At 60.5% G+C, this 21,605-nt stretch carries 18 protein-coding genes and 1 pseudogene; 8 read left to right on the forward strand and 11 right to left on the reverse strand.

The window, feature by feature from the left end; all coding sequences use genetic code 11:
• Window positions 1-60 precede the first annotated feature (60 nt).
• A complete protein-coding gene (locus tag ACILSI_RS12470; RefSeq protein ID WP_395722208.1) occupies window positions 61-1,872 on the forward strand; it encodes a lysophospholipid acyltransferase family protein in 1,812 nt (603 codons plus the stop codon).
• Window positions 1,873-1,914: 42 nt separating this feature from the next.
• On the opposite strand, the gene hpf is transcribed toward ACILSI_RS12470, so the two are convergent.
• The 8 genes from hpf to ACILSI_RS12510 all read right to left on the reverse strand — a co-directional run bounded on the left by hpf (window position 1,915) and on the right by ACILSI_RS12510 (window position 9,292).
• Window positions 1,915-2,517, reverse strand: a complete 603-nt coding sequence (gene hpf, locus ACILSI_RS12475) for a ribosome hibernation-promoting factor, HPF/YfiA family (RefSeq protein WP_395722209.1) — start codon at window positions 2,515-2,517, stop codon at window positions 1,915-1,917.
• Window positions 2,518-2,552: 35 nt separating this feature from the next.
• A complete protein-coding gene (gene lptB / locus ACILSI_RS12480) occupies window positions 2,553-3,401 on the reverse strand; it encodes an LPS export ABC transporter ATP-binding protein (protein WP_395722210.1) in 849 nt (282 codons plus the stop codon).
• Between the two features lie 2 nt (window positions 3,402-3,403).
• Window positions 3,404-4,366 (reverse strand): hypothetical protein, encoded by a 963-nt coding sequence (locus ACILSI_RS12485; RefSeq protein WP_395722211.1) that lies wholly within the window; start codon window positions 4,364-4,366, stop codon window positions 3,404-3,406.
• 1 nt (window position 4,367) lies between these two features.
• Window positions 4,368-4,913 (reverse strand): hypothetical protein, encoded by a 546-nt coding sequence (locus tag ACILSI_RS12490; RefSeq protein WP_395722212.1) that lies wholly within the window; start codon window positions 4,911-4,913, stop codon window positions 4,368-4,370.
• On the reverse strand, window positions 4,888-5,724 hold the full coding sequence (kdsA, locus tag ACILSI_RS12495) for a 3-deoxy-8-phosphooctulonate synthase (RefSeq protein WP_395722213.1): 837 nt from the start codon (window positions 5,722-5,724) through the stop codon (window positions 4,888-4,890). Before kdsA ends, ACILSI_RS12490 begins: the two co-directional genes overlap by 26 nt.
• A gap of 133 nt (window positions 5,725-5,857) precedes the next feature.
• A complete protein-coding gene (locus ACILSI_RS12500; RefSeq protein ID WP_395722214.1) occupies window positions 5,858-6,709 on the reverse strand; it encodes a transglutaminase domain-containing protein in 852 nt (283 codons plus the stop codon).
• A 24-nt stretch (window positions 6,710-6,733) separates the two neighbouring features.
• Entirely contained in the window at window positions 6,734-7,792 is a 1,059-nt protein-coding gene (locus ACILSI_RS12505) for an alpha-E domain-containing protein (protein WP_395722215.1), read from the reverse strand.
• A 54-nt stretch (window positions 7,793-7,846) separates the two neighbouring features.
• Window positions 7,847-9,292 carry a circularly permuted type 2 ATP-grasp protein gene (locus tag ACILSI_RS12510; RefSeq protein WP_395722216.1) on the reverse strand — a complete coding sequence of 482 codons (1,446 nt, stop codon included), beginning with the start codon at window positions 9,290-9,292 and terminating at the stop codon, window positions 7,847-7,849.
• 173 nt (window positions 9,293-9,465) lie between these two features.
• On the opposite strand from ACILSI_RS12510, the gene ACILSI_RS12515 reads away from it, so the two are divergent.
• The gene (locus ACILSI_RS12515) at window positions 9,466-10,653 is read left to right on the forward strand and encodes an FG-GAP repeat domain-containing protein (protein WP_395722217.1); all 1,188 of its coding nucleotides are present in this window, start codon (window positions 9,466-9,468) and stop codon (window positions 10,651-10,653) included.
• A gap of 74 nt (window positions 10,654-10,727) precedes the next feature.
• Window positions 10,728-11,336, forward strand: coding sequence for a L,D-transpeptidase (locus ACILSI_RS12520; RefSeq protein ID WP_395722218.1), 609 nt, complete (start codon window positions 10,728-10,730; stop codon window positions 11,334-11,336).
• Here ACILSI_RS12520 and ACILSI_RS12525 read toward each other — a convergent pair.
• Complete coding sequence (locus ACILSI_RS12525; protein ID WP_395722219.1) at window positions 11,326-12,543, reverse strand: glycosyltransferase family 4 protein; 1,218 nt, start codon at window positions 12,541-12,543, stop codon at window positions 11,326-11,328. The genes ACILSI_RS12520 and ACILSI_RS12525 overlap by 11 nt on opposite strands.
• 135 nt (window positions 12,544-12,678) lie before the next feature.
• On the opposite strand from ACILSI_RS12525, the gene ACILSI_RS12530 reads away from it, so the two are divergent.
• The 5 genes and pseudogenes from ACILSI_RS12530 to ACILSI_RS12550 form a co-directional block, all read left to right on the forward strand.
• Complete coding sequence (locus ACILSI_RS12530; RefSeq protein ID WP_395722220.1) at window positions 12,679-14,007, forward strand: hypothetical protein; 1,329 nt, start codon at window positions 12,679-12,681, stop codon at window positions 14,005-14,007.
• 417 nt (window positions 14,008-14,424) lie between these two features.
• The gene (gene carB, locus ACILSI_RS12535; protein WP_395722221.1) at window positions 14,425-17,715 is read left to right on the forward strand and encodes a carbamoyl-phosphate synthase large subunit; all 3,291 of its coding nucleotides are present in this window, start codon (window positions 14,425-14,427) and stop codon (window positions 17,713-17,715) included.
• Between the two features lie 123 nt (window positions 17,716-17,838).
• Window positions 17,839-18,519, forward strand: a complete 681-nt coding sequence (locus ACILSI_RS12540; protein ID WP_395722222.1) for a hypothetical protein — start codon at window positions 17,839-17,841, stop codon at window positions 18,517-18,519.
• A 75-nt stretch (window positions 18,520-18,594) separates the two neighbouring features.
• Window positions 18,595-18,810 (forward strand): hypothetical protein, encoded by a 216-nt coding sequence (locus tag ACILSI_RS12545; RefSeq protein ID WP_395722223.1) that lies wholly within the window; start codon window positions 18,595-18,597, stop codon window positions 18,808-18,810.
• A gap of 79 nt (window positions 18,811-18,889) precedes the next feature.
• Window positions 18,890-19,072: pseudogene (locus ACILSI_RS12550) on the forward strand (transposase); the annotation flags it as partial.
• A 33-nt stretch (window positions 19,073-19,105) separates the two neighbouring features.
• Here the strand turns inward: ACILSI_RS12550 and ACILSI_RS12555 are convergent.
• Window positions 19,106-20,197: a Fic family protein gene (locus ACILSI_RS12555; RefSeq protein ID WP_395722224.1), complete on the reverse strand. Its 1,092-nt coding sequence runs from the start codon at window positions 20,195-20,197 to the stop codon at window positions 19,106-19,108.
• 418 nt (window positions 20,198-20,615) lie between these two features.
• The gene (locus ACILSI_RS12560) at window positions 20,616-21,494 is read right to left on the reverse strand and encodes a sugar phosphate isomerase/epimerase family protein (protein WP_395722225.1); all 879 of its coding nucleotides are present in this window, start codon (window positions 21,492-21,494) and stop codon (window positions 20,616-20,618) included.
• Between the last annotated feature and the right edge of the window lie 111 nt (window positions 21,495-21,605).

A 21,605-nucleotide genomic window follows, 5' to 3' on the forward strand; every position in this document is an offset into this window, starting at 1 on the left:
CGAAGCGTATTCGAGAGGATGGATGGCGAAGGTCATTCCCCCAACCCTCTGACCGCTTTCATGGTCTTCGATCTCAGCGAGCACCTCAAAACCCCTTTTCAGCGCCGGATTTACCGTCTGCTCGGACCTGCCGTGGAAAACGCGCTGGGCCTGCGTGGCTTCGATGAGGTGTATCAAGAGTCAGCGCGGCTGTTCCGCTCTCATCCGCAGCATCCGAAGGTGTTCGCGTGGTTTGATTCGGTGGCGCACGCGTTCAAGCTGCAAGAGGATGTGGACCTTCCTGCGGAGTTTGAGTTTCCGAAGCAAGGACCGCTGATCATCGTAGCGAACCATCCGTTTGGCATCATTGATCCCATCATGCTCGCGCGCTGGGCGGCGCAGTTCCGGCCGGATTTGAAGGTGATGACGAACTCGCTGATGCTGGCGATGAAGGAGTTGAAGGACCATGTGATCCCAGTCGATCCCTTTGGGGGTGACGGGGCGGCGAAACGCAACATGGCTCCGATGAAGGAGGCGCTCCGTCTGCTGCGCGGCGGCGGAACGCTGGTGATTTTTCCCGCAGGTGAAGTGGCCTCGTATAAGCCGGGGCGCGGCGTTGATGAGCCGGCCTGGAGCAATCACGTCGGCTCGCTGGTGCGGCGCACGCAGGCGACGGTGCTGCCAGTTTACTTCCCCGGCTCAAACAGCGCCCTGTTTCATGCCGCCGGGCTGATCCACCCGCGCCTGCGCACCAGCCTGCTGCTGCGAGAGTTTTGCAACCGGGCGAACACGCCGGTGCCGATGCGAGTGGGGCATCCCATCCCGTTTTCACGGCTGAAAAAATTTGAGGATGATGAATCCCTCACGCGCTACCTGCGCATTCACACCTTTGTGCTGCATCAACGCGGCAAGGAGAAAGCGGTCAAGCTGACCGTCGCGGGAGAAAACATCACCAGCACGCCTCCCTCTGAAAGTTTGAACGAGCGGATGGTGGAGGAGATCGACCGCATTCGCGCTCGTGGCGGACGGCTTGTCGGCCAGGGAAATTTGTCTGTCTATCAGGCCCATTCGCATGAAATTCCCACGTTGCTGCCGGAGATCGGGCGCTTGCGTGAGATCACGTTTCGCGAGGTCGGCGAGGGCACGGGCAATGACATCGACCTCGATAAATACGACCGCTATTACGAGCACCTGATCCTGTGGGATGAGGTGAACGAGCAGGTTGCCGGCGCCTACAGGCTGGGCCGTGCGGATGTGATTTTGCGTGAGTACGGGCCGAAGGGCTTGTACACGAACACGCTGTTTAAATTCGAGAAGCCGTTCCTCGCCAATCTGGAGCATGCGGTGGAAATGGGGCGGAGCTTCATCATCAAGGCCTATCAGCGGCATCTGGCCTCGCTGCCTCTACTGTGGAAGGGGATCGCGCACTGGATCGCGCGCAACCCGCGCTACAAGAAGCTGTTTGGCCCGGTGAGCATCAGCAAGGACTACAGCAGCCTGTCACGAAAGATGATCGTGGAGTTTTTGCAGGACAATCGCATGCACCCGCATCTGGCCAGCTTTGTGAAGCCGCGCAATCCCTTCCGCTATCTGCGCACCCGCCGCATGATGCGTGAGTTCATCAGCGCGGATTTGCAGAACGTGGACGACTGCTCGGCGCTGATCTCCAGCCTGGAGACGGACGGCAAGGGCATCCCGACGCTGCTGAAGCATTACCTTAAACTGAACGCGACACTGCTGAGCTTCAATGTGGACAAGGATTTCTCTTCCGTGGTCGATGGGCTGATCATGGTGGACTTCACGGAGACAGACGCCCGCCTGCTGGCGAAATACATGGGCGAGGAGAACTGCCGGGCCTACCTGGCCAGCCACTCCAAAGAAAAAGCGGCCTGAAACCAGGCCGCTTCGTGATTCATTGGCTCGCCGGAGTGGGAACTACTTGGCCGCTCCGTTGGTGCTGAACTCAGGCTCGATGAGACCGTAGTCGCCGTCCTTGCGGCGGAAGAGGATGGCGAGACGGTGGGTCTGCTGATTGTGGAAGAGGACAAAGGGCTTGTCACTGATCTCCAGGTCCATCATGGCCTCGTCGGCAAACAGCGGACGCAGCTTGTAGGACTCCTTGTGAACGTAGGAAGGTTCGATGTGCTCTTCCTCGGTGTGCAGGACTTCCTGGTGGAAGACGTGCTCCTCGAGATGGCGGATGGAGCCGTCCTTGCGCGGGCGGTGGCTCTTGAGCAGGCGCGTCTTGTACTTGCGCATGCGGCGGGCGATCTTGGCGGTGCTCTCGTCGATGGAGGCGTAGATGTCCTCGGTGATGGACTTCACCTCAATGACGATGTGGTCGGCGCAAAAAAGCACGATTTCGGCGATGTGCCGGTGGTGGTTCTGCACGTCGAGGATCACCTTGGCCTCAATGATTCGCGGGTAGTCCAGATGCAGGCCCTCGATTTTTTTGTGCGCGTATTCGCGGATCGCCTCGGTGACGTCCATGTGACGTGCGGTGACGATGATGGGAAGGTTGACGTTGTGTTTTTGCATGGTGGTTGTCCTTTTTTACGGGGTTGGTTTGAGAATCACATGGTGAAGCCCTCGCCCAGGTAGAGGCGGCGGGCTTCCTCATCGTTGACGAGGAAATCTTTGCTACCGTGGCGGCGCACCTGGCCTTCAAAGATCAGGTAGGCTCGGTCCACGATGTTGAGGGTCTCACGGACGTTGTGGTCGGTGATGAGAATGGCCAGGCCGGCACGGCGGAGCATGCGGATGATGTCCTGAATCTCGCTCACGGCGATGGGATCGACGCCGCTGAAGGGCTCGTCGAGCATGAGCAGCTTCGGCGAGGTGACGAGCGAGCGGGCGATGGTGAGACGGCGTTTTTCGCCACCGCTGAGGGTGATGGCGAGGTTTTCAGAAACATGGTCGATGCCGAATTTTTCCATCAGCGACTGAGTCTGCTCGGCACGCTCCTTTTTGGAGTAAGGCTGGGTCTCCATGACGGCCATGATGTTCTCCCGCACGGTGAGACGGCGAAAGATGGACTCCTCCTGGGGCAGGTAGCCCATGCCCAGCCTCGCGCGCATGAACATCGGCTGCTGGGTGACTTCCTTGCCATCAAACATGACCTTGCCGCCGTTGGGCTGCACCAGGCCGACGATCATGTAGAAGGTCGTCGTCTTGCCGGCGCCGTTCGGACCGAGGAGTCCGACGATCTCGCCGGTCTTGACCTCAATATCGACCCCGTTGACGACCGCGCGGCCGTCGTAGATTTTTTTGAGCCCCTCGGTGTGCAGGAGGGTGACGCCATCAGGCGTGTTCACATCATCCTGCCTCGAAGCAGGGGAGGAAGACGCGGGCACGGAATCATCCCAGCAGAACGAACTCTCCTGGTTGGATGACTTGGTCGATTTTTTTTTGCGGGCGGCCATGATTACTGCTGTGCGGGGGGCATGCCGCCGCGGCTCTTGGGTGTGGCGTCCTCACCTTGAAGGATGATGGTCTGATGACCGCCGGTGGTGGTGAGCAGGCCTTTTTGGTCAATGACCATGACACAGCCGGGCTCGGTGGCCTTGTGGAGCTTGTTGCCGGCCTGCACCTGCGGCCATTCCAGCAGCGTGCTGTTGCCGGTTTTGCCGTCATAGATGAGGTGCTTGCAATGGCCGACCTGCAACTCGCCTTCGGGCGTCATCTTTTCGATGAGAACCATCGGGCCGCGGGCGTCCGCTTTGTCGATGGAACTGCCTTCGTTGCCGGATTTTTTGGCCGCGGGGGCGAGGATGTCCGAATCCTTGGCGGCGGGCGCGGTCGGAGCGGGTTTGGGTTTGGATTCGCCAAGAGCGCCGCCTTCCTGCTTGGCCATGTAAAGCTCCAGCTCCTCGCACTCGATGTACATCTGCGGGTGGCGTGCTCTCACATCGCCCACATACATGCCATAGCCGCGGTTGGCGTCGAAGAAGGCGCTTTTGCGCGCGGTGATGACGATCTGTCCTTTGGTGGTCTGCGGAGCTTCGTCCAGGTTGAGGGGCTGAAGCGGCTGGGGCTTGGGTCCGGCGGGTGGCGGGGGGGCTTCGACCACACGCATGGCGGGAGTGGCTAGCGCCGCCTGCGTGGGAGCCGCTGAGTTGCCTTGGATGACTGCCTGGGCGGCTTGAAGCGCCTTGGCACGCATCTCCGCCGTCTCAGGCGCGGTAAGCATCTCCTTGGTCTTGTCCTTCACCTCGTCCGGGATGGCCTGAATGATGGTCTTGGCTGCATCGACGGCCTTGGTCTTCGTGCTCTCATCCACCTTCTTCTTGCGGAAATCGAGCAGAGGCCGCTGGCTGCCGGGGCCTTGCGCCAGGAGGGCTGTGCCGGTCGCGAGCAGGGCGAGGCTGAGAATGAGCGGCGTTTTCATGTCACTTGGCAGGTTGGGATTCCGGGGTGGGGCTTACCTCGCCGCTGAGAGCGCGGCTGTCAAAGATGACCATGCGGATGTCTCCGGTCATGCGGCCCTGGTTTTTGGCGGTGTCGAAGACAAGGTTGTCCCCCTCGATCTGAAAATCCGCGCGGCTCACACGGCTGCGTTCACGGCTGCGCAGCACGCCGCCGGTCATGTGGTAAAAGGCTGTTTTGAGGTCCATGCGGAGGTTGTTGGCCGGATTGGCGTTGAACATCTGCACGACCAGACCCTCGGCGTACAAACGCTCATCGTCGAGACGGCGGATGACATCCGCCGTGATGAGCGAGGTGCGCCTGCCGCCCGCATCGAACGAGGGAATCACCGCACCTTTGCTCTCAGCCCCCAGCGGCACCATTTTCATGAAGGCGCTGACGCCGGAGTCTGCCGGCGCGGGCTGCTGTCCGGTGGCGAACATAACGAGCCCCGCCACCACGCCGAGCACGGTGGAAAACGCCAGGGCGCGTCGTCGCGCCGGCTCAAGCAATGTCACGAACGATGCCATGAATCTTTCTCAAGGTTTCCACCACGCCCGCGATCTCGGCGAGCGGTATTTGATTGGGCCCGTCTGAAAATGCCTTGGCCGGATCGGGGTGCGTTTCCATGAACACGCCGTCGCAGCCGGTCGCCACGGCGGCGCGGGCCAGCACGGGGGCCAGTTTGCCATCGCCACCCGTCGCGGTGCCGAGGCCGCCGGGACGCTGCACGCTGTGCGTGGCATCCATCACCACTCGGTAGCCCAGCTCGCGCATCCAGTAGAGCGAGCGCATGTCGGCCACGAGGTTGTTGTAGCCGAAGGTCGTGCCGCGCTCGGTGAACATGAAATTCTGGCAGCCGACGCTGACGAGCTTGTCCGCAATGTTTTTCACATCCCAGGGGGCGAGAAACTGGCCTTTCTTCACATTGACCGTACGTCCCGTCTCACCGGCTGCGACGATCAAATCGGTCTGGCGGCAGAGAAAAGCGGGGATTTGCAGCAGGTCGATGTGCTCGGCGGCCTGTTTGGCCTCCTCGGCGGTGTGGATGTCCGTTGTCACCGGCACGCCGAGCTTCGCGCCGATCTGCGCGAGCAATTTGCAGCCTGCCTCGCAACCAAGCCCCCGATACGAGGAAATCGCGCTGCGGTTGGCCTTGTCATAGGACGCCTTAAAAATCCAGCGCCAGCCATGCTGCTGCGCCATCGCGCCGAGTTTTTCGGCCACGCTCCAGATGAAGTCTTCACTCTCGATCACACACGGACCGAGAATCAACACCGGCTCCGTGCCATCCATCGACACCGACCCTATTTGCACCACCGGAAGAGAAAACGTCCCCATAAAAAACTCAATTTTTGATCCTTTGAGCCTGGCTCAGGATCGGTTTTCAAGTCTCCAACCCCTGTGCGCGGCCCGCTGACTCAAAGTGTAGCGGGAGGGGCGGGGAAGACAACGGGAGATTCTGGCGAAAGGCTCACCCGTCCATGCGCCGGACTTCGAGGGCCACCTGGAGCGCGGAGGTGGCTCCCGGCGGGCCGTCAAAATAGCCGGTGATGGGGGCGGCATCGTGGTAATCACGACCGGTGGCGATCTTGATGTGCCGTTCGTCGGCGAGGACGTCGTTGGTGGGGTCGAGACCGAACCAGCCCTTGCCTGGAATGTGAACCTCACACCAGGCGTGGGAGGCCTGGGCACCGCGCAGGTGGGACTCCGGACCGTTGTAAAGATAACCGCTCACATAGCGCGTCGGGATGCCCAGCGAGCGGCAGACGCCGATCATGACGTGGGCGAAGTCCTGGCACACGCCGCGTCGGGTTTCCATGACCTCGTTCATGTGGGTGGAGGCGTTGGTGGTGTTCGGCGCGTAGGTCCACTCACGGAAAATGTGGCGCATGACGGACTCTGCGACTTCGAAGACGTCATCCCGCCCGTCGCGAATGTCGATGCCGAGACGCCAGACCTCGGGGCTGACTTCCACATACTTGCTCCCGTTGAGAAAGATCCGCACCACGTCATCCTGCTCCGTTTTGAGCGCCGCAAAGTTCACTCCGAGCGGTTTGCCGTCCTGGTAGGGGCTGGTGGTGTTGATCGTCGATTGTGACTCGATGGTGAGGCTGGTGTGCGGCTCTGGCAACTCGAAGAAATGCACATAGTTGAACCAGTTGTCCCGGAAGTGCTGAAGCCGGGCAGGAGGATCTGTTTTCAGCAGAAAAAACTCCAGGCGCGACTTGTCATCCGTCGCCGGGCGCAGGCGCAGCTCGTTGTAACTGTCACGCACGGGCGCACGGTAAACGTATCGCGTACGGTGGAAGACTCGGAAACGCATGGCGGGCGGCGGTGGCCGGAAGGATCACTGCTGCTGTTGCTGCTGAATCTGCATGTTGTCGTCCACCGCGCTGTGCCAGGCTCCGGGGGAGAGAACGGCCAGGTGGGACGAGTCGCCGACCACCGGGGCGCTGTCTCCGTAGAGAACGAAGGTCTGCAAAATGGAGGCACCGATGTCATTGAGCTTGGTTTGCAGGCGGTCGATGAACTCGTGCAGGCCTTCTTTGAGCACCTCTTCCATCGTGATGTAAGCGATGTCGGCACGCAGGCGGCCCAGCAGACGGACGGGCGCCTTCATGTCTTCGAGACGACCATTGCCACAGAGGGCGATGAGCGCGGTGTGCATTTCCTCAATGCACCAGGCAAAGGATCGCGGAAAGGCGTCGTTGAGCAGAAGGTACTCGAGGATGTCAACGGGGTTGAGTTTGTTGCTGCTGTAGGCCTGGAAAGCATGCCAGGCGGAGCTGGAGCGCAGCAGTGCGGCCCAGCGCAGCGGACGTGCCAGCGGGTTCGGCGGCATGTCGAGCGAGATGGCGGAGCAGGTGTCGATCAGGCGCGTGGTTTTGTCCGCACGTTCGAGGCAGAGCCCCAGACGCAGGAAATGCCAGCTCTCGTCACGCGGCGTGGTGGAGGAGGCGATGCCCTGGAACTGATACGAGGCGACGAGCACCTTCTCATAAAACGAGGCGCGTTGATTTTGATGCAGAGCCGTCGCTTCGGGCGATTCGAGGAAGAGTCGCAGGCCGTTGATGCACTCCCACAGCTCGTCGGAGATCTGGTCACGCACGGTGCGGGCATTTTCACGCGCGGCGCGGACGCAGTTGAGGATGGAGTTGGGGTTGTCGGCGCGGAGGGCGAGGAAATCGGCCACCAGTTCACCCTCGATGGTGGCATGGATCTTGTCGTAGCGTTCCTCATCCCCGGTGGTCATCAAAATGGGGCCCCAGAACTGTGATTCATCAGAGGCTTCCTCACCGGCATCCAGCAGCAGGTCTTGCGTGGAAAGGAGCAGGCGTGAGAGGTTTTCGGCACGCTCCATGTAGCGTGCCATCCAATAAATGCTGTCGGCGACTCGGCTTAGCATGACTTTGAAAGTGAGAAGGGCGTGAAAGGGAGGGAGGGATTCATGGGGCTTTGATCATTCATCGTCCCAAAGCACCCAGGTGTCCTTGCTGCCGCCGCCCTGGCTGGAATTGACGACGAGCGAGCCTTTTTTCAGCGCCACGCGTGTGAGGCCGCCGGGGACGACGTGAATGCGGTCGCCGTAGAGCACATAGGGCCGCAAGTCGATGTGACGTCCTTCAAAGTGATCTCCCTGGAACACCGGATGCCGCGAGAGATTGAGAACCGGCTGGGCGATGTAGTTGCGCGGATTGGCGCGGATGCGCTCGGCAAACTTCTCCTGCTCCTCCTTGGTGGAATGCGGGCCCATCAGCATGCCGTAGCCACCAGACTCGTTCACGGCTTTCACGACGAGGTTCGGCAGGTTGGCGAGGATGTACTCGCACTCCTTGGGATCGACGCCGAGGTAGGTGGGCACGTTCGGCAGGATGGGGTCCTGGTCGAGGTAGTACTTGATCATCTTCGGCACGAGGGCGTACACCGCCTTGTCATCCGCCACACCGGTGCCGATTGAGTTCGCCAGCGCCACATGGCCGTTCTGGTAGGCATTCACCAAGCCTGGAACGCCGAGCAGCGAGTCTTTGCGGAAGACCAGCGGATCGAGGAAGTCGTCGTCGATACGGCGGTAGATCACATGCACCTGCTGGAGCCCCTTGGTGGTGCGCATGAAGATGCGGTCGTTCTTCAGGATCAAATCGCGGCCCTCGACGATGGGCACGCCCATTTGTTTGGCGAGGTAGCAGTGCTCGAAGTAGGCGCTGTTGAACACCCCGGGCGTGAGCACCACGATGTTTGGGTCGATGACGCTCGGCGGGGCGAGATGCGCCAAAGTCTCGCGCAGCATCGAGCCGTAGGCATCCACGGGACGCACGGGGAGTGATTGCAGCAGGCCGGGGAAGGTGCGCTTCATCGCGTTCCGGTTCTCCAGCATGTAGGAGGCGCCGGAAGGGCAGCGGCCGTTGTCTTCGAGCACGAAGTACTCGCCCTTGCCATCGCGCACGAGGTCCGTGCCGCAGATGTGGATGTAGATGCCGTGCGGGACTTTCACGCCCCTGAATTCCGGCCGGAAGTGCGAGGCGGACTCGACGAGCTCACGCGGCACGATGCCGTCGTTGATGATTTTCTGGCCGTGATAGACGTCGTTGAGGAAGAGGTTCAGCGCAGTGATGCGCTGGATCAGGCCGGACTCAACCCGCTCCCATTCCTTGTGGGGAATGATGCGCGGCATTAGATCGAACGGAAAGATTCGCTCGGTGCCCTGGTCATCACCATAGACGGTGAAGGTCACGCCTTGCCGGAGGAAGACCATGTCGGCGGTGCGCTGTCGGGCGGCGTATTCAGCGGGCGTCAGCGTGCCAATGCTGCCCATGATTCCGGAATAATGATCCCGGGCGGCGTCTGGCGCGGAAAACATCTCATCAAAAAAGCTACCTGGTTGGTAGTCGTTAAACAGGGACGACATGGTTGTTACTTTAGCAGGGCTTGTGCCAGAGTTTGCACGGCATTGAAAACAGCACCCCATTTCAGCGCCGGAACGCATAGGATTCCAGGGCGATTATTTTTTATTCTCCAGCCTGCCCGGCGCTGTTTTGAGGGCTTGATTCACGCCATCGGTTTCGCCTAGGCTGCCCGCGCATGAAAAAAATCCTTCCCATCGCGCTGTTCGCCATCACCACCGTCTCGCAGGCGCAGACCCCGAGTTTCAAAGAGCAGCAGATCGACGGCGAAGTCGGGATCGGCTACGGACTGGCCGTGGCGGATGTGAACGGTGACCGGCAGACGGACATCCTGCTCGCCGACAGCAACGTGATCGTCTGGTACGAAAATCCGACGTGGAAAAAGCACGTCATCGCCGAAAAGCTGACCGAGAAAGACCATGTGTGCATCGCGGCGCGTGACATCGACGGCGACGGCAAGTGCGAGATCGCCGTGGGCGCGGAATGGAATCCGGGCGACACCACGGGCAGCGGTGCGGTGTTCTATTTGATCCCCCCGGCGGATCGCACGCAGAAGTGGGAGCCGGTGAAGCTCGCGCATGAGCCGGTGACGCATCGCATGAAATGGGTGCGCAACCGGGCCGGGCGCTTCGATCTCGTCGTGGTGCCGCTGCATGGCCGTGGCAATGACAAGAATGCCGAGGGTGCTGGAGTGCGCGTGCTGGCCTACCACATGCCGGAAGATCCGCGGAAGGAATGGAACACCACGCTGGTGCAGGGCACGATGCACAAGACGCACAATCTCGACATCATCCCGGCTCCCGGCACGGAGGCGGAGAGCCTGCTGCTCTGTGGGCGCGAAGGCGTGGTGCGGCTGGATCAAACCGACAACGGCTGGAAGGAGCAGTGGATCGCGCAGCATCCGAAGGATTCCACCGAACTGCAAGGCGCAGGCGAGGTGCGTTACGGAGCCTTTGCAGGCGGCCAGCCCTATGTGACGACGATCGAGCCGATGCATGGCAACCAGCTCGTGATCTACACGCCGCCGCCGGACGGCCCGAAAAACGGCACTTGGCAGCGCCGGGTGCTCACGAGCGACCTGGTGGACGGCCACGCCATCGCCACACATGATTTGCTCGGTCTGAACAACCGCCAGATCGTCGTCGGCTGGCGTGCGCAGCAGAAAATCGGCAAGGTGGCCGTGAAGCTCTTCTGGACGACGAAGGAAGACGGCAATGGCTGGCAAAACGCCTTCATTGACGACGGCGGCATGGCCTGTGAAGACGCCGTGTGCGCGGATTTGGACGGGGATCGCGACCTGGAGGTCATCGGTGCCGGTCGTCGTAGCAAGAACGTCAAGATTTACTGGAATCAGCGAAACCAGTGAAACGAATTTCCTGAGTCTGCCTCGAGAGGAGGGTTTGCATGGGCGCGGATCGTGCTTCTACAATCCTATCAGTCATGAAAGCCGTCCGTCTCATTACCTCCATCGCTGGCGTTCTTGCTTTGAGCCAGTGCTCGTTGCCTGATTTTCCACTGCTGGGTTCTCGCTCCGAAATCGTGCGTCGTCCGCTGATGGTGATGCCCTCGTCCGCCTCACAATCGCCGCTTTATGTCTGGCATGGTGGCGGCCAGCCCGGCCCGCTGAGTCTGAACATCGACCTCAGCGAGCAGAAAGCGTATCTTTTCAAAAACGGCGAAAGCGTTGGCTGGACTTATGTGGCCTCCGGTCGCAGCGAGTTCCCCACGCCGACGGGTTCCTTCCGCATCCTGGAAAAAATCATCAGCAAGCGCTCCAATCGTTACGGCGTCATCGCGGACAGCAGTGGCAAGATCGTGAATGGCCACGCCACGGCGGGCGTCTCTCGCATTCCTCCCGGCGGGAGCTTCATCGGCTCCCGGATGCCTTACTGGATGCGCCTCACCGGCAATGGCGTGGGTTTGCATGCCGGGCCGATCCCCAGACCGGGATCTCCGGCCTCCCATGGCTGCATCCGTCTGCCGCGTGACATGGCGGAGACGATCTACCAGCATGCCAGCGTCGGCACGCGGGTGACGATCATGCATTGAGCATCGCTCCCGCAAGAATCTCCTCAAACCGCCGCAGCCAGGCCTGCGGGTCCGCCTCACGCAACAGCCACTGTCTTCCGGCCCGGCCCATGACGAGACGTGCGGTGCCGGGCGTGGCCTCCATCTCCAGCACATCGTGCACGAGGGCGCTTACGTCCCCCGGTTCATGCTGAAGGCCCGTGACGCCATGCTGCACGATCTCGGTGAGCCCGCCCGATTTGGCGGCGAGCACCGGCTTGCCATAATCATACGCCTCATACACCACGAGACCGAGCGGCTCCCACCACGTCGAGGGCACGATCACCGCCCGGCAGCGCCGCAGCGCCTCGCGCTTCGTCTCACCGCCGGTCTGGCCGAGAAAGCCGATGTACGGGTTCGTGCGCATGCGGAGCTGCACCGCCTGCTCCAGCGGCCCCTCACCCGCGATGTGCAGCAGCGGCGTGCGGTCGCCCAGCTTGGCTCGCAGCACGTCCCACGCGTCCAGCAGGGCGGTGATGCCCTTCGTCTCGGCCAGTCGGCCGAGAAACAAGTAATAGCCCGCGTCCTCTGTCTCAGGCGCGCGCGGCATGGCGTGCCAGGCATGCCGCAGTGTGTGGATGCGTGAAGCCGGTAGCGCCCCGGCCGCCACGATTTTCTGCCGCATGAAATCCGACACCGCGATCCACGCCTTCACGCTCTTCAACCACCCGCTCTGATGCAGCAGCTTCAGCATCAGGGCGAACAGGGCGCTTTTCACCACCGAGTCCTGCCACGCCCCGGCGCAAATCTCCCGCCAGTAATGGCCGTACAGCGCGTCCGGCAGCAAACGGCCCTTCACTTGCAACGTACCGCCCACGGAAAACGGCCTGTAGTTGTGCAGAAACTGGACGACCGGCAGTCCGCGTTGCAGCGCCGCATGATAGAGCGCGGCCGAGCCGACCGGATGAATGTTGTGAAACACCGCCGCCGCCGCGCCGCTCGCATCCAGCGCCGTCTCAAACCGGCCGCGTGCCTCGCGGTTGTAAAACAGCCGCGCCGCCTGCCGCATCTTCGAGGGCGCGTCCGGGCCGGTCCATTCCGCGCTCTCAAATCCGCACCACGTCATCGGATGCACGGTGCCGAGGTCGCGGTGGATCTGCTCCACGATCATTTCCTCCCCTCCGCGGAAGAGGTAGCGGTTGAACACATGCAGCAGGGCGTGTGGTGGATGCGGGAGGGCAGGGGCCATTGGATGAGGCGGGCGGACGCGTAAAAGACGCCGTCATCGGCGGTTTGCCAAGCAGAACACGAGCCACATGCAGTCGGGGCGCGCTTGCAGAGCCGACTTGCCTAAGTTCCGCCTTCATGATATTCCCGTGCAATCATGAGGATTTTTTCCCGCCGCAGCTTCATCGCTTTCCTTGCCGTCGTGGCGGTTGCGTCTGCGCAGGAGGCCGCCCTGCGTCCGTGGAAGGACACCATGGGGCGTATCATCCAGGCCACTTTCGTCAGCGCCACGCCGGAAAACGTCACCGTGCGCATGGCGGACGGCAAAGAGCATCAAATTCCCCTCACACGCCTCTGCGCCGAGGACCAGGCCTTTGTGAAAAGCCAGTCTGCCACCACGCAGCCTGCGACGGCGGTGCTCGCGTCACCAGAGCCCGCCCCAGGCCGCACGCCCGTCGAAAAGCGCATCTGGCCGCAGAATGTCATCGTGCCGTCCGGCTCCATCGAAATCCAGCCGGTGGAGGAGTCCGCCCCGGCGCGCAAGTTTGTCTATCGCTCCGAAGCTTTCGAGTTTACCTCCCAGGCTAAGCTGGCCGGCAGCGTGATGAAGGAAGTCGCCCGCACCTTCGAGTCCACGCGGAAACTCATCACCGACTTGCCCTGGGGCGTCGTCTGCCGTCCGCCGGAAGGCATGGAGCGCTACCTCGCCGCGCTTTATGAGACGCGGAACGACTACATCGCAGCCGGCGGCCCGCCAAACTCCGGTGGCGTGTACATGACCGGAGACAAAATCTTCAAGGTGCCCTTCCCCAGCATCGGCCTCAAGCTCCTCGGCAAGACCTACGCCAAGGACGCCGACTACGACGGCGGCACCCTCATCCACGAGATCACGCACCAGTTGATGCATGATTACCTGCCCTTCCTCCCGGTCTGGGTCATCGAGGGCACCGCCGAGTACACCGAGATGATCCCTTACAACGCCGGCACCTTCCGTGCGGACTCTCACAAGTCCGGCCTGCGTGATCACATCCAGGAGATGCTCAAACGCGGCTACAGCACCAGCATTGGCAACTTGGAGGCTCACATGACCATGAACCGAGGCCAGTGGTCCGGCATCGCCGACTCCTCGAACCGCACCATGGGCGAGCTCTACTTCCGCTCCGTGCTCATTGTCTATTTCTTTTGCCACCTCGACGGCCAGAACGCCGCGAAAAAACCGCCGCAGGGCCTGCGCTTCATGAAGTTCCTCGACGCCGTGCATGCCGAGACCGAGGCGCTGCGCACCTTTTTCAAAGATCCCCGCGTCAAACGCGGCACGGACGGCAGCTTCACCTATCCCACCAGCTTTCCACCGCCGGACATGAAGCCCGAGACCGGCCCCTTCAAGCACCTCAAGCTCCTCCTCGACGACCGCAGCTACTCGCAGATCGCGCAGGAAATCGTCGAGGGATACAAAAGCATCGGCCTCAAGGTTTCCGCGAACTGAGCGCGGCCGCTTGAGCGCACTTTTTGGTATGATCCTGCGGCCAATGGGCGAATCCGAGCGCGAGGGGCGTGGTTGGCATGATGGCTCCGGCTTTTCCCGCCAAATCGGCCTCAAAGCAACCTTTGGATCAACCACGGAACACACTGAAGACACGGAATTCTGAGGGCTTGGAATTTTTCCGTGTCTTCAGTGTGTTCCGTGGTCGTCACCCTCTCTGGCGAAACGAATCTCACCACCATTTGACGCACCCTCCCGACTGTGCAAGATGCCGCGCTTTCCGGCCCGCCAACTGCGGCGAATCTCCCCGATTCTTCTCCCCGGCTCCCGAAAGCGCCCAAATCATACGCTTTCCCTCAAAACCAACCCCATTCGTCATTCCGCATTCGGATTTCGTCATTTCTTCTCCACGCTTCCATCATGCCCAAAGATACTTCGATTAAGACCATCCTCGTCATCGGCTCCGGCCCCATCGTCATCGGCCAGGGCTGTGAGTTCGACTACTCCGGCGTCCAGGCCTGCAAGGCCCTGCGTGAGGAAGGCTACCAGGTGGTGCTCATCAATTCCAATCCGGCCACGATCATGACGGACCCGGAGTTCGCGTTCCGGACCTACATCGAGCCGATCAATCCGGAGATGGTGGAAAAGATCATCATGATCGAGAAGCCGGATGCGCTGCTGCCCACACTCGGCGGCCAGACGGCGCTGAATTGCGCCATGTCGCTCTGGAATGCCGGCACGCTGACGAAGCACGGCGTCCGCATGATCGGCGCAAATGCGGAGGCCATCGAGAAGGGTGAGGACCGGCTCAAGTTCAAGAACGCCATGCTCAAGATCGGCCTCGACCTGCCGCAGTCTGGCGTGGCGCACACGATTGAGGAAGCACGTCTCATCGCCGAGCAGATCGGCACCATGCCGCTTATCATCCGCCCGGCCTACACGCTTGGCGGCACCGGCGGCGGCATCGCTTACAACAAAGAAGAGTTTGAAACCATCACGGCCAGCGGACTCGATCTCTCACCGGTCACCGAAGTGCTCATCGAGGAATCGCTGCTCGGCTGGAAGGAGTTCGAAATGGAGGTCATCCGCGACTGCGCGGACAACTGCGTCATCATCTGCTCCATCGAGAACCTCGACCCCATGGGCGTGCACACCGGCGACTCCATCACCGTGGCGCCGATCCAGACGCTCACGGATCGCGAATACCAAATCATGCGCGACTTCTCCTTCGCCTGCATCCGCGAGATCGGCGTGGAGACGGGCGGATCAAACATCCAGTTCGCCGTGCATCCCGACACGGGCCGCATGATCGTCATCGAGATGAATCCTCGCGTCAGCCGCAGCTCCGCGCTCGCGTCGAAGGCCACCGGCTTCCCCATCGCGAAGATCGCCGCGAAGCTCGCGGTCGGTTATACGCTCGATGAACTGAAAAACGACATCACGCGCCACACACCCGCCGCGTTCGAGCCCACCATCGACTACGTCGTCACCAAGATCCCGCGTTTCACCTTCGAGAAATTCCCCGGTGCCAACGAAACGCTCACCACGCAGATGAAATCCGTCGGCGAGGCCATGGCCATCGGCCGCACCTTCAAAGAGAGCCTGCAAAAGGCCCTGCGCAGCCTGGAGATCAAACGCTTCGGCCTCATCGGCGATGGTGCCGACAAGGAAGTCGATGACGAGACCCTCACCACCAAGCTCACCGTGCCGAACGCCGAGCGCATTTTCTTCCTCGGCCAAGCCTTCGCGAAGGGCTGGGACGTTGAGAAGGTGTTTTCGCTCACCAAGATTGATCGGTGGTTCTTGAGGCAGATTGAGGAGATTGTCGTCGAGTCAAATAAGGTCAAAGATTCACTCGAAGGTCGAATGGACGATGTCATCGAAGGTCTCAATGGCGAGTGGCCATTCGAAACGAAGGCGATCGAGGGTGATGCTGCCAAATTGCTGCGTCGCTGGAAGAAGCTCGGCTTTTCTGACCGCCAGTTGGCAAAGCTGCAAAATTTTGGCGACCACCAGATTCGTGCCGCACGCAAAGCCCTCGGCATCGTCCCCACCTACCGCCTCGTGGACACCTGCGCGGCCGAGTTCGAGGCCTTCACGCCCTACTACTACTCCACCTACGGCATCGAGGACGAGGTGCGCGACAACGACCGCAAAAAAGTCATGATCCTCGGTGGCGGCCCGAACCGCATCGGCCAGGGCATCGAGTTCGACTACTGCTGCGTCCATGCCAGCTTCGCCCTGCGCGAGCTCGGCTACGAGACCATCATGGTGAACTCCAACCCCGAGACCGTCTCCACCGACTACGACACCAGCGACAAGCTCTACTTTGAGCCCCTCACCCTCGAAGACGTGCTCAACATCTACGAGCGCGAAAACGTCAACGACCAGGTGCTCGGCGTCATCGTCCAGTTCGGCGGCCAGACGCCGCTGAACCTCGCCAAAGGCCTCGAAGAAAACGGCGTCCGCATCATCGGCACCTCGCCGAAGAACATCGAACTCGCCGAAGACCGCAAGATGTTCGCCAAGCTGCTCGACGATCTCGGTTTGCACCAGGCCCCCAGCGGCACCGCCACCTCGCTGGAGGAGGCCTTGGCCATCACCGCGAAGATCGGCTACCCCAGCCTCGTGCGCCCCAGCTTCGTGCTCGGCGGCCGCGCCATGCAGATCGTCTATAGCGACGCCGAACTCACCCACTACATGAAGAACGCCGTCGAGGCCACGCCCGACCGCCCCGTGCTCGTGGACCGTTTCCTCGAAGACGCCACCGAGGTCGATGTCGATTGCATCAGCGACGGCGAAACGACCGTCATCGGCGCCATCATGGAGCACATCGAAGAAGCCGGCATCCACTCCGGCGACAGCGCCTGCGTCATCCCGCCCTTCAGCCTCACGCCAGCGATGCAGGACCGCATCCGCGACGCCGCCAAAAAGCTCGCCAAAGCCCTCAACGTCCGCGGCTTGATGAACATGCAGCTCGCCGTCAAAGGCGACGACTTGTATGTCATCGAGGTCAATCCCCGCGCCTCCCGCACAGCGCCCTTCGTCAGCAAAGCCATCGGCGTCCCATTACCAAAACTCGCCGCCAAGATCATGGCCGGCAAGACCTTGAAGGAACTCGGCTTCACCGAAGAAGTCATTCCGAAGCATCACAGCGTCAAAGAAGCCGTCTTCCCCTTCAGCAAGTTCACCGGCGTGGACATCATCCTCGGCCCCGAGATGAAGAGCACCGGCGAAGTCATGGGCATCGACTACGACCTCGGCATGGCCTTCGCCAAGAGCCAGATGGCCGCCGGCGGCAACCTGCCCACCAAGGGCAACGTCTTCATCAGCGTCAAAGAAACCGACCGCCCCAACGTCGTCCGCATCGCCAAAGGCTACGCCGACCTCGGCTTCACCCTCTACGCCACCAGCGGCACCGGCAGCGTCATCACTGAGGCCGGCATCCCCGTGAACATCCTCCCCAAACTCGCCAGCGGCCAGCGCCCCAACGTCATCGACCTGATGAAGAACAAGGACATGGCCCTCGTGATCAACACCCCCAGCGGCAAAAATCCGCGTGAGGATGAGGTGAAGATCCGCACCGCCGCCATGCAGAACCGCATTCCGATCATGACAACGCTCCGTGGTGCTGATGCGGCCCTGCGAGCGATCAAGTCACTGCAAGGGAGTGAAGTGCAGGTAAGGGCGCTGCAGGAGTATCATAAGTAGGCCGAGCGTATCGAGAGGAGCGCGGACACTCCTGTCCGCCTCTTCTCTACGCGGCTTTGCCGCCACTTCAAAAAGCAGGCAAGAGTGCCCGCGCTCCCTTCAAGCATTTGACCGTTTCAAAGTATGATTCCTCAGGTGACAGGACTGTCCGCCGATCAGATTGCTGGGTGCGAGTATGTTTTCGACTCTGCATGGCGTGTTCACATGTGTTTGTCATGGCTTGACTATGCAAAGCGGAGCGGTCGTCCGCAGTGTTTGCAATATTCCGCGATCGAGCTGCGAACGTCAGTCGAGATGCTTTGGTTCGAAATATTCGTTGTAACCATGGGAGGCTCAATTCCCGCAGCCGAGTATGCAAGGTGCAGCAAGGAAGCCACTAAAATGTATAAGCTCATAGATCGGGCCGCTCCCGACTATCGAAAGCTCATGCAATTCATGGACATCTTGCTAAATCTTGAGCATGCGGGGCCTCAAATCGTTGTTTGGGATATTGACCGACTGAAGCGAATTCACGGGCAAGCCTCCGAACATCTGCATTTTCAAGGAGCACCTTTTGACACGCACGAGAATCCTTTGTGGCTCGGAAATGGCATTTCGAAGCTCGAATCCATGGCCAACTATATCTGGGGTGAATTCACGAGTGGTAAGCAGACTGGCAACATGCCTTTGGACAAAATGGAGCCGGAGACGAAGGCTGTGTGGGAGCAATTCAGGGATGACAAACTGGACAAGGTCGGAGTGAGGACCCAATTGTTGATTGCTCAACCGGTCTTGACTGCACGTCGAGGTATCGGCCGCAAGTAGCGCTTCTCTTCGCGGCTTCGCCGCCACTTCAAAAAGCGGGCAAGAGTGCCCGCGCTCCCCTCGATTAGCTGAGGCATGAAGTTCTTCGATCCGCGAGGGGACATCGAAAAGACGGCCCACAAGCTGCCGCATTGGCAGCAGGGCGAGGTGGCGATCTTCGTCACCTTTCGCCTCGCCGATTCGCTGCCGCGTGAACTCCTCGATGACTGGCTTCTCGCTCGTCCTTCGCTGAAGCTTCGGAGATCAAGCCCGCGACGCCTTCCTCGCCGCGAATCCGCCGCCTTGGGATGAAATCACCGAAGCCTGCTACCACGGCGAGTTCTCCGACAAGCTCGACGAACACCTCGACGCCGCGCACGGCTCCTGCGCCTTGCGTGATCCACGCCTCGCCCAAATCGTCGCCGACCGCCTGCAGCACTTCGACGGCCAGCGCTACGACCTCTGGAGCTACGTCATCATGCCGAATCACGTCCACGTCCTCTTCACCCTCCGCGACGGCGAATCCCTCCCCGACACGCTCCAAGGCTGGAAAGGCGTTTCGAGCCGTCTCATCCACAAAACCGGCCGTCGTGAGCTTGCACCCTGCTTAAAGCGGCAGATCCTGATAAAGCTTCGGAAAGTAGGATTCGAGCACATTGGCATCGAAGACCACACGCAGCGCTCCTTTGGGCGATGGAGTGCTGAGAAGACCCGCTTCGAGGGCTTTGCGGATCAGCTTGGTGCCCGTGGCAGAGCTGACTCCGGCGACGCGGGTGGCGGTGGTGCGGTCGATCTCACCGTCGATCAAGGCGGCCTTCAGGATGCGGCCGGTTTGTTCACGTTCCTTCAAGCTCCAGAGAGGATAAGTGACGTGCAGATGGTTCTCCATCCTGGCTGCGAGCGTTTTGAGATCGAGCAACGACGCCATGAAGTCGATTTGATCCAGCATGGATCGCATGAAGAACAGGCAAAACTCGGCCAAGCCTTTGTCAGAGAGATTACCGCGTCCATCGAAGTCATTCAGCCTGCTGTGATCTGCAGCGCTGAGATGGGCGTAGTATTCGCTTTTCTGCCGCGCCAGGCCTCGTGAGATGGTCCAGAGGCCCGCACCGTCTGCCTTGCAGCGGATCAGCCATGCCTGGGAGTGCAGTCGAGCCACGCGCCCATTGCCATCGCCGAAGGGATGGATCCAAGCCAAGCGATGATGGGCTGCTGCGACGGCGATCAACTGGTTGGTGGCCAGAATGCGTCCACTGCCATAGAACTCATCAAACCTCTGCATGAAATCCGGTAAAGAACCATGATGAGGCGGTTGGTGGCGTCCAACATCCACCTCGAAATCGCGCAGCTTGCCGATGTCGATTTTGTATTTCGAGCCGTCATGCCGTTCCCCATACTGAAGCTCTTCCGGCAGGCGGCTGTAGAACTCGTGATGAAGCCAGCAGATGAAATCGGCACTTTGAATGCGGAGGTTCGGCTCTTGTTCCAGCCGTGCGCGCATCAACTGCTCCACAGCGATGTGTGCTTTGGCCAGATGCTGGTTGGCGCGATCCTCTGTTTGGTGAGAAAAGTCATCTCGCAGCGCCCGCTCAATCTCTCGTGGGAAGGTTTTGTGCCCCTCGATCAAATTGGAGTAGTAGCTGTTCATCTCATGCACCAGCGCTGCAATGCGCTGACGTGAAATGGGGGAAGGAATCATTTGGGTGAGCGCTTGAGAACGCCCGATGATGTCCATGGTTAAATCTGCCAATTCAGACCGCGAGGTGCCCGGTAAAAGGGGCTCCATTGAGGTAGTTTGGGTGTATAATTCAGCCTCGTTCAAAGCAGTTTTAACAATAATATTATTGATGTGTTATCAGCTCCATTATCACTCATACCCACTGTCTGGCGACGCCAGACAGTGGGTATGAGTGATAATGGAGCGTGTCAAGATGCATAATTACATCAATAAAATAGCTTGGTATATGCGAGGGAACAAGCCCAATACAGGCGGAACGAAAGATTGCCGCCTGTGAGCTGATTTGGCGGAGAACGGCATCCGAGATGAGGAAATCCAATAAAGGACAACCTCGTGGTTCGCTGCCTCAAGGTTATGTCTCACTGTGGCGCCCCCCCCCTCACGCCAGCGCCTCTTGGCAATACTGCACGCATTTCGCGACTTCCTTCACGGCATCGGAGCCTTCGGGGATCTTGTATTCGAGCTCGATCTCGGCGGGGAAGATCCATTTCTCTTTCTTCATCAACTGCAGCACTTCCTTGATCGGAGTCTGGCCTTGGCCCCAGGCCACGTTGCCGCCGTCGGCGGTGCGGTCCTTCAGGTGCAGGTTCGTGATGCGCGCGTGATACTTCTCCAGCACGGGGATCGGTGATTTGCCCTTCGAGCCGGCGACGTAGTGGCCGATGTCGAGGTTGAAGCCGATGTATTGGCCGAGATCCAGGATGGAGTCGAACGTGTCCATCTCCGGCAGGTTGTTGGTGTGATTGTGAAAGCCGACCCAGATTTGATGCTTGTCCGCAAACGGCGCGACACGCGCGGCGAGCACGGCATTGCGCTCCGTGGTCACGGCCGTGCAGCCGAGCGCCTTGGCCACGAGGAAGTTGAACTCGATCTCCTCATTCGACTGCCCGAAGCCCATCTTGTGGATGTGAATGTTCACGCCCGCGTCGTTGAACATCTTCCGCATCTCCACGCACTTGGCGATCTGCTGCTCACGCTCCGCATCAGTGATCTTTCCACCCTTGATGCCTGCGAAAAGCTGGGTCGGCCCGCCCATGAGCTCGGTTTCGCTGATGCCGCAATCCACCAGCGCCTTCAGCGTCTCCTCCGCCGTCTTCGCCATGCTGCGATAGCTATACGTGATGCACCCCACACGCACGCCACCGAAGACCGAGTTCGGCTTCTCCGCCGCCGAAGCGAACCGTGGAAGCGAAAAGCCAGTGGCAGCAGCGACAGCGGTGCCGAGGAAATGGCGGCGGGAGAGCGAGTGAGTGGTCATGAGATGGTTGGATGGCTGTTCGCGGTTATTTGGGCGTGGAACTGGCGAGAATCAAGAAAGTGAAGGCAAGGGAAGTGGCAGCGGAGAGGTGACGCGCAGTCTTTGAGGCTT

This window comes from Prosthecobacter sp. (assembly GCF_044232965.1).
Lineage (GTDB): Bacteria > Verrucomicrobiota > Verrucomicrobiia > Verrucomicrobiales > Verrucomicrobiaceae > Prosthecobacter.

Bases quoted from the DNA above. Each gene is read 5' to 3' on its own strand.
- ACILSI_RS12490 (WP_395722212.1), bottom strand. From the start codon at position 4,913: ATGGCATCGTTCGTGACATTGCTTGAGCCGGCGCGACGACGCGCCCTG.
- ACILSI_RS12485 (WP_395722211.1), bottom strand. From the start codon at position 4,366: ATGAAAACGCCGCTCATTCTCAGCCTCGCCCTGCTCGCGACCGGCACA.
- ACILSI_RS12500 (WP_395722214.1), bottom strand. From the start codon at position 6,709: ATGCGTTTCCGAGTCTTCCACCGTACGCGATACGTTTACCGTGCGCCC.
- carB (WP_395722221.1), top strand. From the start codon at position 14,425: ATGCCCAAAGATACTTCGATTAAGACCATCCTCGTCATCGGCTCCGGC.
- hpf (WP_395722209.1), bottom strand. From the start codon at position 2,517: ATGCAAAAACACAACGTCAACCTTCCCATCATCGTCACCGCACGTCAC.
- ACILSI_RS12540 (WP_395722222.1), top strand. From the start codon at position 17,839: ATGATTCCTCAGGTGACAGGACTGTCCGCCGATCAGATTGCTGGGTGC.
- ACILSI_RS12525 (WP_395722219.1), bottom strand. From the start codon at position 12,543: ATGGCCCCTGCCCTCCCGCATCCACCACACGCCCTGCTGCATGTGTTC.
- ACILSI_RS12520 (WP_395722218.1), top strand. From the start codon at position 10,728: ATGAAAGCCGTCCGTCTCATTACCTCCATCGCTGGCGTTCTTGCTTTG.
- ACILSI_RS12545 (WP_395722223.1), top strand. From the start codon at position 18,595: ATGAAGTTCTTCGATCCGCGAGGGGACATCGAAAAGACGGCCCACAAG.
- lptB (WP_395722210.1), bottom strand. From the start codon at position 3,401: ATGGCCGCCCGCAAAAAAAAATCGACCAAGTCATCCAACCAGGAGAGT.
- ACILSI_RS12555 (WP_395722224.1), bottom strand. From the start codon at position 20,197: ATGATTCCTTCCCCCATTTCACGTCAGCGCATTGCAGCGCTGGTGCAT.
- ACILSI_RS12560 (WP_395722225.1), bottom strand. From the start codon at position 21,494: ATGACCACTCACTCGCTCTCCCGCCGCCATTTCCTCGGCACCGCTGTC.
- ACILSI_RS12470 (WP_395722208.1), top strand. From the start codon at position 61: ATGGTCTTCGATCTCAGCGAGCACCTCAAAACCCCTTTTCAGCGCCGG.
- ACILSI_RS12510 (WP_395722216.1), bottom strand. From the start codon at position 9,292: ATGTCGTCCCTGTTTAACGACTACCAACCAGGTAGCTTTTTTGATGAG.
- ACILSI_RS12515 (WP_395722217.1), top strand. From the start codon at position 9,466: ATGAAAAAAATCCTTCCCATCGCGCTGTTCGCCATCACCACCGTCTCG.
- kdsA (WP_395722213.1), bottom strand. From the start codon at position 5,724: ATGGGGACGTTTTCTCTTCCGGTGGTGCAAATAGGGTCGGTGTCGATG.
- ACILSI_RS12530 (WP_395722220.1), top strand. From the start codon at position 12,679: ATGAGGATTTTTTCCCGCCGCAGCTTCATCGCTTTCCTTGCCGTCGTG.
- ACILSI_RS12505 (WP_395722215.1), bottom strand. From the start codon at position 7,792: ATGCTAAGCCGAGTCGCCGACAGCATTTATTGGATGGCACGCTACATG.